The 12,979-nt window shown below is 46.1% G+C and carries 9 protein-coding genes; 2 read left to right on the top strand and 7 right to left on the bottom strand.

The window, feature by feature from the left end; genetic code table 11:
- The 5 genes from Q0614_RS08555 to Q0614_RS08535 all read right to left on the bottom strand — a co-directional run.
- A partial coding sequence (locus Q0614_RS08555; protein ID WP_298788025.1) for a hypothetical protein occupies positions 1–3,712 on the bottom strand: 3,712 nt, incomplete at its 3' end.
- 508 nt (positions 3,713–4,220) lie between these two features.
- Positions 4,221–5,024 carry a transporter substrate-binding domain-containing protein gene (locus Q0614_RS08550; protein WP_005870746.1) on the bottom strand — a complete coding sequence of 268 codons (804 nt, stop codon included), beginning with the start codon at positions 5,022–5,024 and terminating at the stop codon, positions 4,221–4,223.
- A 99-nt stretch (positions 5,025–5,123) separates the two neighbouring features.
- On the bottom strand, positions 5,124–5,930 hold the full coding sequence (locus Q0614_RS08545) for a transporter substrate-binding domain-containing protein (protein WP_298788023.1): 807 nt from the start codon (positions 5,928–5,930) through the stop codon (positions 5,124–5,126).
- Between the two features lie 94 nt (positions 5,931–6,024).
- The gene (locus tag Q0614_RS08540; protein WP_298788022.1) at positions 6,025–6,834 is read right to left on the bottom strand and encodes a transporter substrate-binding domain-containing protein; all 810 of its coding nucleotides are present in this window, start codon (positions 6,832–6,834) and stop codon (positions 6,025–6,027) included.
- A gap of 409 nt (positions 6,835–7,243) precedes the next feature.
- Positions 7,244–7,747, bottom strand: coding sequence for a hypothetical protein (locus tag Q0614_RS08535; protein ID WP_297997681.1), 504 nt, complete (start codon positions 7,745–7,747; stop codon positions 7,244–7,246).
- An 83-nt stretch (positions 7,748–7,830) separates the two neighbouring features.
- On the opposite strand from Q0614_RS08535, the gene Q0614_RS08530 reads away from it, so the two are divergent.
- Positions 7,831–8,712: an aminotransferase class IV gene (locus Q0614_RS08530; RefSeq protein WP_298788021.1), complete on the top strand. Its 882-nt coding sequence runs from the start codon at positions 7,831–7,833 to the stop codon at positions 8,710–8,712.
- A gap of 43 nt (positions 8,713–8,755) precedes the next feature.
- Here Q0614_RS08530 and Q0614_RS08525 read toward each other — a convergent pair whose 3' ends face one another.
- Together Q0614_RS08525 and Q0614_RS08520 are read right to left on the bottom strand one after the other, a co-directional pair.
- Entirely contained in the window at positions 8,756–9,721 is a 966-nt protein-coding gene (locus Q0614_RS08525) for a DUF3137 domain-containing protein (protein WP_298788019.1), read from the bottom strand.
- A gap of 8 nt (positions 9,722–9,729) precedes the next feature.
- Entirely contained in the window at positions 9,730–11,067 is a 1,338-nt protein-coding gene (locus Q0614_RS08520; RefSeq protein ID WP_298788017.1) for an AAA family ATPase, read from the bottom strand.
- A gap of 54 nt (positions 11,068–11,121) precedes the next feature.
- On the opposite strand from Q0614_RS08520, the gene Q0614_RS08515 reads away from it, so the two are divergent.
- Positions 11,122–12,498: an SH3 domain-containing C40 family peptidase gene (locus tag Q0614_RS08515; protein ID WP_298788015.1), complete on the top strand. Its 1,377-nt coding sequence runs from the start codon at positions 11,122–11,124 to the stop codon at positions 12,496–12,498.
- Positions 12,499–12,979: the final 481 nt, after the last annotated feature.

Genomic DNA, 12,979 nt, shown 5'->3' with positions numbered 1-12,979 from the left:
TCTCATGTCTTAGATCATAAGCTTCGCTTATAGCAAAAGGAAATAGCTCTAAATGACCATCCGGTATTAGCTTATCTAGGTAGTTGGTGATTAACTCGCTTCCGCTCTTTAGGCTAGCTAAGCTTGCAGCACGGGTTTCGGCGAAGGATTTAGTATTAGAGCTTACGCGCGCGCTAGGAGCCGAGGAAACATCAAAGCCTAAATTTAGATAATTGCCGCTTTGATAAATTTTAGGGCTATAGCTTAGGCTTACCCCTACATTTAGCGTTGCGTGCATATTGGCTGCGTTAGGAGCTATAAGGCTGCCGCTTCCTTGCTTATTGATTAGATGAATCTCGCTACTTGGACTTAACGGGCCGCTTACTCCGCTGATATAAGCCGTGATATTGCCGACGTTGCTTAAATCTGTGTTAGCGGTAGGATCGGTTAGATTAAGCACGCTATCACCTGCTCTAATAGAGCTAGGAAGGAAAAAATTTAGCCTGTCAAAGCCGCTAATATTTTTAGCGCTTAAGGAATTTACTGCCGCAGGAGAGCTATTACTTGCTCCTATATTCAGTATGTTGCCGCCGCCGCTTGCGCTTATTACGCCTACATTATGACCGCTGATAAAATTTAACGTATTATTTGCGCCTGCTGCGTGGATATTTCTAGCGTTAAAGTCCTTATCTTCCCCGGCCTTTCCTATATCTATATTGTTTCCGTTAAGACCGCCGGCACCTAGATACTTCTGTAGCTCATCCGCATCGAAATCCCCATTTATGCTCTCGTTGGTCTTAATAAGCTTTTGGATATAAAGCTCCCGCTCATCCTCGCTTATATGCATACCGCCTATGTTTCTGCTAAAGGTATCGGCATCCTTTATGACATAGTTTTTATTTAGCTGAGTTACGTAGCCTTTATCTTTAAAGCGCGGATCATATCCGGTAAATTTACCGCCTCCGCTTTTATAGGCAAGTGTGTATTTCTTATTATCGCCATCTGGATAGCTTGCATTGTTTAAAGCGTTAAATTCGCTTGCTGAGTTTACGAATATATCGGTACCGCTTAGGTTGGTATTGTCGGAGCCGGTTAAGCTTAAAGCCCTTTTAGTATTTGACGGAGCGTCGTTTTCAATCTCGCTAAGGGAGGCTAGGTTAAATTCCAATTTATTGAAATTTGCAAAATTCCCTGCATTTAGGCCATTGCCGGAGTTTGAAGATAGGATATTTAGGCTATTGCCCGAATTGCTAGCGTTTGCACTAGATGCGCCGTATATCGTGCCTGCTACGCTGCCGCTTCTGAAATTTACTACGTTGTTGCTGCCGCTAGCGGCTTCCGCTGCGTAGACATTGCTGGCGATCTGCGTGTTGCCGTTTAAATTTACAGTGTTGGAGGAGGCGGTGCCGCTAGCCTTTCCGCCGTATACGCTTCCGCCTACGTTTACCGAGTTGAGAGTTATGGTGTTGGAAATCGCGCTGTTTCCCTTGCCGCCTACCGCCATTGCTCCTACGCTGCCGTTGTTTATCGTTACGATATTGGATTTGGCTTCTCCGTTGCTAGTATTGCCGCCGTAAATGCTATTGCGGATTATCGTAGCATTCGTAGTTACGCTATTGTCGTGGATGTTTCCGCCGCCGCTACTGCTGTGGGTGATGCCCGCATTTACATACCCCACGTCTATTCCGCTTGCTTCGAAGGTTACGTGGTTATTATAAATTTCTTGTGGGGTAGCGGAATTTGAATACCCGCCGTCGATCTCGCCTATGCTGCTTCCGCCCTTGATCTTGGCGTAGTTATCGTGGACGCTATTGCTTCCGTCGGTAGCATCGTCTCTGCCCGAGCTTATGTTTTTGCCGCCTAGATTGCCTGCATTTTCCTTTACTATTACGGTGTTGCCTTTATTTCCGAATAACTCAGTGGCGCCTGCGGCCTTGTTAGAATTTTGATTTTGTATTAGCTCGCTTTGATCGAAGTTGGGGTCTATCCAAGAGCGAGTTAGCGTGCCCTTTTGCATGATTAAATTCTTACTATTTTCGACCTCGATCGTGGTGCCGGTGATCTGATAGTGGTCTTTGTCGGTAATCGTATAAATTTGATTATCTTGCACGGTTTGTGCGGCTCTAGTAATCGTGCCGCCGCCTGAATTATGTATCAGATAGTACTTTCCTTCGCCAAGATCTGATTTTATACCCTCTATCTTTGTGCCGTTTAAATTCGTATTGCCGCTAGTGGTTAGAGTAAGAGGCGCATCGACTTGGGTAGTGGAATATAGATCGTGAAAATTTATAGAGCCGAAATTTTTAATATCCTTGGCTTTTTTAATGCCGCCGCCGACCCAATTTTCTATATGTAAGGTATTAGTTTTGTCCGTAGGCTTATTGCTGCCGTAGATTGTACCGCTTATCGTGCCGCCTCTAAAATTTACATTGCTATTCTCGACGCTGCCGCTTGTAGCATAGCCTGCATAGACGTCTCCTGCTATCGTCGTTCTTTCTTTATTGATATAAACGACCGCATTTTTGACGCTTCCTGCACGTGCGCCATAGACATTGCCTCCGATATGCACGCCTTTGTTGGAGTCTGACGCTCCTAGAGTAACTCTATCGCCATCCGATTCGCCTGCAATGCCGCTTGCTGCCGCGACATCACCTTTTACGGTACCTTTGTAAAGATCAACTACGCTTCGCGAGCTTGAGGCGCCGCCCAAAGAGCCTGTGACGCTGCCTACGATTGCATAGTCGTTGTTGATTTCTACGCGATTTGCGCTCATTACGCTAGCGCTATTTGCTTGGCCGCCGATTACTTGGTAATTTTGCGCTTTTAGCTTTGCGCTTATGGATACGGAGTTTGCGCTAGAGTTTCCGCTTCCGCCCGCTGCGCCCCAAATTCTACCACTACCGCTTAAAGTAATAGTGCTTGTGCCGCCGTAATAAGGCGCCGTTATATTGACGCTATTAGAGTTACTTTGCCCTGTGGAGGATTGCGCGCCGAATATATCGAAGCTCCCTCTAAATGTGCCACCTTTGATAGTTATTCTATTTGATACGGCATCGCCGCCGCCGCTTACTATACCGCCCACGATTACATTCGTAACGGAGCCGTTGCCGATAGTGCCTCCGTCGATCGTTACGGCGTTGGAGGAGGCTTTTTTATCCGCTCCACTTCTGCCGCCGATGATATTATAATGTCTATTTGAGCTACCGCCGAAGTTATCGGCATTTCCCGTAATTTCGGCGCCGTATTTTACAAAAACCTGATTTCGCGTCGCTTCGCCTTCGTTGCCCGTTTTTGACGCCGCTATGCCTTGCCCGCCCACGACCAAATTTACCTTAGAGCCGTTTTCCAAGCTCACGTAATTATCCGATACGCCCTTGGCCTCAGCACCTATTGCGATACCCACGTAGGCGTTTGTGCCTCTAATCGTAAGTCTATTGTTGGAAGCAGAATTCAACTCGGTAAAGCCAGCGATCCCGTCGCCGCTTCCTCCGCCGTAAATCACGCTGCCGGAATAATCCGTCCCGCCGCTTGCAACGCCCGTAATCGTCGTAATATTGCCATTTGGGCTGGTGCTTCCGCTGCCGCTAGTATTGCCGCTAAATCCCGCCGAATATAGATTATTGTGGGTGTGGATAAGCGGCGGATTAGAATCTGCATTGCAAAGCGCTTGTGCGGGTGCTAGTGCGAGCACCGCTGCGAGGCTAAGCATAGAGGAGCAGATGGATTTTTTCATATATTGATCCTTTGAAATTCGTAAAGTTTGCGATTATACATAAAAATAGATCAGTTTGCAATATGAAATTTTAAAGAAGCGCTGATCGGTTTTTGGCAGAGGGGGCTACGTTTTAATTTTAAGTAGTAAAAAATCCACTCTTTACGCAGAATAAATTCTTGACTGTAAAATTTAACCCTTTTTTAGGGGGCATTTTGAGCGGATTGTAAGTGGTGAAAAAATCCCAGCAAGAGGATCTTTAGTAAAATTTGAAATAATAAAAATCTGAGCTAAGTTAATTCTGGCAATTCAAGCTGCGGTAAAATTTATGCAGGATAAATTTTAAACGAGCGGAATTTTATATAAATGCCGTTTCGCCCGCGAAAAAGCTTTTTTGAAAAATTTAAACGAGCAAGATTGCGCGATAAATTTTATGTGATCCCCGCTGCAATAGCTAAAGCATAGCAAGCAGGAGATAAAATTTACGCGATAAATCTTGCGTGATAAATTTTAAAATAAGCCGCAAATCCTACAAGAAGCTGTAAATTCCATCTAGCAAGAAATATCTTTTATCCGCAGCGCCGTGATAAAATGGATTAAAAGTTCCCTCGTATGCCTTTTCAAAAAAGCCTTCTTTGCTTAGCTTTATAAGCTCTGCATTGACGAAATCCAGTAGCTCTTTATTGCCTTTCTGCACGCCAATACCCATGAAATCGGGCTTGCCTAGAGTTTTAAGCGGCACTTCTACCTCGCTATCGACTACCGGATATGCCATTGCGATGAGATTATCGGTCGCGTAGGCGTCCACGTCGCCGTCTTTTAGCATGCGGTAGCACTCTCTGGCGATCTTGCAAAATGTAAAATTTCCAAAACCTTCTTGTTTAAAAAATGCCTCGCCCGTACCGCCGCTTTCGAGTAAAATTCTCTTCTCTCGCAGATCGGCTAAGGATTTTATTCTATCGGCTTTGCGGGTTAAAACTCCAAGATTTACCGAAAAATACGGTGTTGAAAAATCGATCTGCTGCGCGCGTTCAGGCGTAATGGTAATCGTAGCGATGACGATATCTACGCGGTTGTTTACTAAAGCTGGAATTCTATCCTCGACCTTCATCGGTACAAGCTCGATTCTGCCGCCTTTTTCGCCGAAAAGATCATTTGCTATGGCCTGTGCCATCGTAACTTCAAAGCCCTCAAAAGTTCCATCGTTTAGCTCACTAAAAGGAGGCTGTCCGTCGTAAACACCGATGCGAACGACGCCTTTTGATCTGATCTGTTCCAGACTATCGGCGAAAGCAACGATAAATGGTAGCAACATTGCAAGAAGCAATTTCATGGCAAATCCTTAAATTTAATCTCTCTTCCGCCTTCAAACTAAGCGGGAAATTTTATTTACTAAAATTCTAAAAGCCGAACTTAAAATTTAAATAAGCTCTTAGAGCATATTATAAATTCCATCTAGCAGAAAATATTTCTTATCCGCCGTACCGCGATAGAATGGATCAAAGCTCTGCTCGTAGGCCTTTTTGAAAAAGCCCTCTTTGCTCAGCTTGATGAGCTCTGCATTGACGAAATCAAGTAGTTCTTTGTTGTCTTTCTGCACGCCGATGCCGATGAAATCGCTAGGGCCTAGGTTTTTAAACGGTACTTCCAAAGTATCATCGATGACGGAATATGCAAGTACTATGAGATTGTCGTTTATATAGCCGTCCGCATCGCCATTTCGAATCATTTCGTAGCATTCCTTAGCCGAAGCGCAATGGCCTAAATTTTTAAATCCCTTGGTTTTGAAAAATTTCTCGGCTACCGTCGCGTCGCCTTCGAATACGATCTTTTTATCATGAAGCTGCGCGATATCGGTAAAAGCGTCGGCTTTGCGCGTTAATACGCCTAAATTTACGGAGAGGTATGGGAGGGAGAAATCGATCTTTCTTTTTCGTTCGTTGGTGATGCTAAATAGACCGATCACCAAATCAAGCTTATTTGCCTCTAAAAATGGAATTCTATCATTTACGCTTAACGGGATGAACTCAATTTTGCCCTCTTTTTTGCCGAAAATTTCTTTAGCAATAGCGTTTGCAAGATCGATTTCAAATCCTTCAAATTTGCCGCCATTAGACTCGCAAAGCGGCGGATGATCGTCGCGCACTCCGATGCGAATGACGCCGTTTTGTCTGATTTGATCTAGGCTATCTGCAAAAAGCGCCGCACAAAATAGAGCCGCTATAAAAAGTAGTTTCATTTTATGTCCTTAAAATGGGATTTCGCATATTATCCACTTATTATAAATGATGTTTTAGTCGAAGGCGTTAGATAAAACACTGCTAAATTCCGTCCTAAAATATGGCATAGAGCCCATCTAGTAAGAAATATTTTTTATCTGCAGCGCCTTGATAAAATGGCTTGAAAGTTTCATCATAAGAACGCTCGAAAAAGCCCTGCTTGCTAAGTGTAACAAGCTCTTTATTTATCAGATCAAGCAGTTCGGTATTGCCTTTGCGCACTCCGATGCCTAAGAATTCCGGATTGCCTAGATTTTGGATTGCTACTTCTAAGTTATCATCGATAATGGAATAAGCTAGTACAATGAGATTATCGTTAACGTAAGCATCGGCTTTGCCTTGCTTAAGCATATCATAGCATTCGGTAGTAATGGAGCAATGGATTAGATTGTGGATTTTATTTTTATACAAAAAATTTTCTGCCGTAGTACCGTTACCCTCTACTAAGACTTTTTTGTTTGAAAGATCGTCTATGCTTTTGATGCCGTCGCTTTTACGTGTCAAAACTCCCAGGCTCATCGAAAAATATGGATAAGAAAAGTCGATTTGCCTTTTTCTATCTTGCGTTATCGTGATGGTCGCGACTGCAAGATCTACCTTATCGTTTTGTAATGCAGAGATCCTATCGCTGGCGTTTAAAGGGACGAACTCGACTCTACCGCGCTTATCACCGAATATGCTCTTAGCTATAGCATCTGCAAGGTTGATTTCAAAGCCTTCGAAATTACCACTTTTTTCATCACTAAAAGGCGGCCTACCATCACGAACACCGATTTTAACGACTCCGGCAGATCTGATCTGCTCCAAACTGCCCGCAAAAACACCGCTGCAAAGCGTAAAAATAATGCAAAAAAGTAGCTTCATAAACTATCCTTTTCTTAAATTTAATATTATCCCTTAGATATTGCGTGATTTTACCCTAAAATAGTTAAACATAACTTCAATTACATAATACGGATTGCTAAATCGGTAGTAAGTGTGCAAGATTAAAATTTAAGAAACAATAGATAAATTTTATGAAGTGAAATTTAGCGGTAGCGAAATGTCGCGCAGGAGAGCATAGACTTTAATTAAAATTTATCTATCGTAATTTACGGCGCAGTTTTTGCAGCACCGGCATATAATTTGATTTGGAATTTATCCATCATACCGCTTGCTTTTCGAGCTGGAATTTTACGTCTTGCCCACGTGCCACATATTTCGCAATAAAATTTTAAAATTTGCTTGGATCGTAATGCTTTTTTGCGTTATAAAATTTTGCGGTATTTTAAAACTATTTTTCGCCGACTTCTACGATTTTGCTTAGCACGTATTGTTCTAGCTCGCGTCTAGGCACGTCATTTTTGAGCGCTTCGTTGTAGATATTTTCGACTATGTGGCTGTATTTTTCGTAAGGAAAATAGAGAAAGTGGTTCGCCCAAGCGCGTTTGATGAGCTCGTGGGTCAGCTTTTTTCTAGCCCATGCTTTGAAGCAATCAAAGCCGATAAAAACCGCCGACGTCGCTATGATCGTAAATAAAATGGAGAAGTGAAAGTCGATCTTTTCAAACATCGCGTGCGTAAGAGTTATCAGAAACATAACGCAGACGAATGCGAAGCAGGCGAAGATCACGTAGGATTTGCCGTAGTTAAATTTAAAATTTAGCTTCGAAGGATCGACGAGCATACCGTCGTTAAACTCGGCATTAGCTTCGAGTAGATCGCGGAAGAGCACGGGTTTATGCGATACATGAAACATAATTTCTAAAAGCCTATCTTTAAAATTTGATTTATCCATAGGGTTTCCTTCGATTTTTGCGGCATTATATCTTAAATTAAATTGTTATAAGATAAAATGGTGCGAAATTTCAAGGAGCGATTATGTTTGAAATCAGCGGAATGAGCGGCGACGAGATAGTTTATATTAACGGCAAGTTTTGCGCGGCGAGGGATGCGGCGATAAGCCCTTTTGATCGCGGTTTCGTGCTCGGAGACGGCATCTATGAAGTAGCGCCCGTGGTAAATTCTAAAATTTGCGACAGAGCGGATTTTTGGGAGCGCTTTGAGCGTAGCGCCGCACAGATCGAGCTGAAAATTCCATATTCTCGCGAAAAATATGAGGAAATTTTATATGAGCTCATCGCGCAGGGCGGCGTGAGCGAGGGCGCTTTCTACACCCAGATCACAAGAGGCGCGGCGATGCGCGATTTTGATTACGTCCGCGGCATAGAGCCTAGCGTCTTTGCTTTCGTCTATCATACGCAAATTTTTGATAATCCGCTCGCAAAAGAGGGGATCGAGATCGTAAGCCTGCCCGAGATCCGCTGGCATAGGCGCGATATAAAATCGATCTCGCTTTTAGCTCAGTGCATCTTAAAGCACGAGGCTCACAAGGCGGGCGCTTATGAGTGCTTTTTGATCGAGGACGGGCTGGTTACTGAGTGTTCGAGCTCCAGCGCGTTTATCATCAAAGATGACGTTCTGATTACGCGACCGCTTTCAAACGACATACTGCCTGGCATCCGGCGCAAGGTGATCCTAGGCCTTGCCGAGCAGGCAGGGCTTAGCGTGCAGCAGCGGGCGTTTGGAATGAGCGAGGTTTATGAGGCCGATGAAGCCTTTATCAGCGCGGCGACGCTTATGGTGCTGCCGATCGTAAAAGCAGACGGCAGAGCGATCGGCGGCGGTGCGGTCGGCAAATACGTACCGCGCCTGCGCGAGATGTATGCCGCGCGGCTAAGAGCCGAAGCGGGACTGCAATAGAGCGGTCAAATTTAGCCCGTTAAATTTAAACTATGCGGGCTGATTAAATTTTGCTTTCTAGCTCGCCGGTTATGCGGCCTAGCTCGCTTACTAATTCTAAAATTTCAGCCAGTTCGTATTGATGAGCATACGCCGTTCCGGTTGTCGGAGGTATGCTAAATAGCTCTATTTCGAAGCGGTTCGGCGCGCCGTTTAGAAATAGGTAAAATTTATTATCCATAAATGCCGCACTGATGCTAAATTTATAATAGTATCGCTTCAGCTCATTTAGTCGCTCCATCAACGTAGGCGTCAATAGATAGCGAGCTTCGACCTTGTCATCAGCAAACACGCGAAATTCGCTATTAAAAATGACGTTGTCCATTAGCTCTTTCTCGCCTAAAATTTTTGTATTTAGCTCGCGGCTCGCCAAGATGGTTTTGGCGTAAAATCTCTTGCCGAATTCGCATATCAGCACGCTACCGCTAAAATCCATATACGCATCATATAGGCTCATCGCAAGCGAAGCTAGCTTCACATAAGTATTGTCTATGCCCAGATCGTAGTTCTTTTTGATTCTAATCGCCTCGCTGAGGCTAAATTTTATCCCATCCCATTCGCCTTTTATCTCATCTTCGCTGATAAAATCGGAGTTTGCAAAGATCCCTGCTCGCCTGAATTCCTTCGCGCTTATGCCGCGGCCTGGCGAATAAGTAAGCTGCGGATACGCCTGCGAGATCGCCGTGCGTACCAAAACTTTTTTGTAAAATAGTTTATACTCGTAAGCAGTGCCTGTAATGTCGTCATAAATATAAGCAACGTAACAAATTAAAAGCACCGCGTAGATAAGATAGACTTCGATCATCTTGTAATCCGTATCGTCGTCTGTTTTAAATACCGCATCGATAGAAAACATCACTATAAACGGAAACAGATACAAAAATGCTATCTTGGCATAGATCATCACTACCTTGCAAATGCACTTTTTTTGTTTGGCTCTACTTAGCGCTATCGCCCTGTCTAGTTGCATGCGTTTCCTTAAATTTTTTGATCCGAAATTTTATAAAATTCGTTCTCTTGATAAAATTTCACCACGGCCTCGTCTGCGCTTGCGCTGCGCTGCAAATACCGCAGCAAGGGTTCTGCGCGCGTATATATCACGCCCAGCCCAGCAAGGCTCGTCGCACGCGAAAGCGCCACGTAGAGCTGCCCTTTGGCAAAGATCCTGTCTATGTCGCAGATGAGCTGCGGAATGCTCATGCCTTGGGATTTGTGGATCGTGATGGCGTATGCGAGCTTTAGCGGGAACTGATAATACCGCGCCAGCACGATCTGCTCGGCATCCGCGCCGCTTGCGGCGATCTCGCTTAGTTCGTATGTTTGCAGCCCCACGCGGCTTAGTATGCCAGAGGGCTTTTTTACGACCACGCTTTCGATCTCGCCGCAGGAACTTTTTTCGATCTTTTCGACGACGCCTTGCTCGCCGTTAAAAAACTCGCCGCTTTTGTTTGCGGTAAACAGCACCTTGGCGCCCTCTTTCAGCGTCAGACTTTGCGGCGCGTTTAGCGAGGCGATCCATTTTTGAATTTTTTGCTCGCTCACTCCGCTTTGCAGCGCTTCATAAACGCCCTCGAAGCTGCTTTGCGGCGCATTAAGCTTGGCTAGTCTGGCGTTATTTATCGCATCTACTTCGGCGTTTCGGCCCGAGATTATCGTGGCATCTGGTTCTGCTCGCGCGGCATCGATGATCAAAGATCGCATCAGCTCCGCCGTCTGCTCGCTCGTGATGCCGAGCCGCAGCTCGCAAAGCAGGCGGTATAGCGCCGCATCTGCGGTGCGCTTGGAGCCTATCATCTCGACGTAAAAAAACTCGCACTGCCTCCACGCATACGAGCCGAAGGCGTAATCGGAGTCGCTAAATAGGCTCGCGCGCGGCGCGCTTTCGCCCTCTTTACGCACCGGCGGAAGCTGATAAAAATCGCCCGTAACGAGCAGCCGTCCGTTAAATTTAGAATTTGAAATTCTAAGATAGATCATCTCGAAAAGCTCGGCGCCGATCATCGAAATTTCATCGATCACGATGAGATCTGCGAGGGCTAAAATTTTTCGCAGCTCGCTTAGCTTGCCGCTTTGTTTGCGATCGAAGCTCTTTAGCTCCTCGTGGTTTTTGCAAATGCCGAAACGAAAGAAGCTATGCACGGTCACGCCGCCGATCTCTACGGCGCTGATGCCGGTGCTACCCAGAACGATGACGAGCTTGCCGCGAGTGCGGTAGTTTTCGATGAGCTCTTTTATTACGTAGCTTTTGCCCACGCCTGCGCCGCCCGTGATGAAAATATTGCGATCTTTTAGCTTCTGGATGATGAAATTTATCAAGTTTTTTCCTATTTTTTGGCAAAATTATAGCCAAAATTTTTTAAAAGGCATTGTTTGAAACGATTAGTATCTCTCATATTCGCGGCTTTGGTTCTTGCAGGTTGCGCCACCCATAAGTTTATCCCGGAAAATCCCGCGGTTTTGGATCTTGAATACGCTCAAAACAGCGAGCGGCTGCCGGCTCCCGCTTCGGTACAAAACATAAGCGGAAGCGCGTTTAAGAGCCGCTATTTTAAAATTTGGTTTGACGATGCGCCGATTAAGGCGGGAATCGATACGTTTTGGGGGCTTAATTACGCCAAGGGGCGTCACTTTGACGCCGCGGGCAGGATATATAACGACGCGGTCTATCAGAGCATCCGCATAAACGCGAACGAAGAGGCGTTCGGGCTGATCTCTGCGCCCGCTATAACGGTAAAAAATGCGCTGCTGCGAAATATCCCAAGCGACTTGCCGATTTTCGGCGATCCGAGCGAGCCGGGGGAGGGCGAGCCGTTTGATTACGCTGCAAATTCCGCGGTAGGCGTGGGCTATCCGATGCTGCTGTCGCATTACAGCAGAGACGGAGCGTGGGCGTTCGTACGCAACGACGGCGTGTGGGGCTGGATCAGAAGCGATGCGATAAAGCGCATCAGCCCTCAGCAGGCGGATATCTACGCAAATTCTAAATTTATAACGATCCTGCGCGACGGCGCCGCCGTTTATGACGAAAATAACGCGGAGCTTTTTAGGGCGCGCACCGGCACGATCCTGCCGTATGATTTTAGCGGCAAGCGCGATCTTGGCGGCACGCTCGGCGTACGGAGCGTATTTAGCGGCGAAATTTTAACCCAGTTTGGCAGTAAGAGATATTTCGTTGGCGCGGAGGATGCGAGGCTCTGGCCCGCGCCGCTTGATGAGCAAAACTCAAAGATCGTAGCCGCTAGCCTGCTCGGGCAGAAATACGGCTGGGGCGGGTATAAATTTCTTCGCGATTGCTCGCTTATGACGAAAGACTTTTTGGCGAATTTCGGGCTGTGGCTGCCGCGAAATTCTAAGGCGCAATCGGGCCGCGGCGAGCGTTTTTCGCTGGCGGGGATGAGCGCGGATGAAAAGCTCGAGCTCATCGGCAAAAACGGCGTAGCGTATAAAACCCTGCTGTATATGCCCGGCCACGTGATGCTCTACGTAGGGCAGGTGGATGGCAAGCCTGCGGTGCTGCACGATATCTGGGGGCTTCGCACGATGGATGGCAGGCGCGCGGTCATCGGGCGCACGGCGATTACGTCGCTTACTATCGGTTCGGATCGCGCCGACATCGCCGAGGATCGACTGCTGATCTCGCGTATCAGCGCGATGAGCGTGCTTTCGGGCGAGGAGGACTTTATTTCGGACGATCGGTTCGCTCCTGAGGATCAGAGCACTCTGTCTGCGTATGCGAGCGGAAATTAGGCGGCTTGCTGGTATGGGCGTGAATTGGACTTCGCTTAGCAGCTGCCGTCGTAATTGATTTCGCTGTTTATGGAGTCGCGCGCTTGATAGACACTGCAATGCCTGCAAGCGTAAATTTAAAATGGCGTTTTAAGTACTGCGCCATTTTAAATTTAGCCTAGATAGCGAACGAATTTGAAATTTCGGGCTTAAATTTAGTCTAAATTTAAGCCTATATCTCGCAGTCTTTAAAATTTCGAGCGAATTTTAAAATTAGTCCGCAAATCTAGTTAAAATTTTAAAAATGCCGTCTAAATTTAGGCTTCTGCTTTAAAGCTCAATCGCGCGCCGTTCTCTTAAAAGAACAAAAAATATCGCGGCGTCTTGCGTTTATACTTCAAATACTCCCGTCCGTAGGCTCGCTCGCAGTAACGCTCCTCGCCGAGAACCACGAGATGGTTGTATATGGCAAAGGGCACTATCACTATGAGTAGCCACAGCG

It is taken from the genome of uncultured Campylobacter sp. (assembly GCF_937997595.1).
Lineage (GTDB): Bacteria > Campylobacterota > Campylobacteria > Campylobacterales > Campylobacteraceae > Campylobacter_B.
The sequence above is the reverse complement of the archived record's forward strand: the minus strand, read 5'-3'. Positions and strand labels throughout refer to the sequence as shown.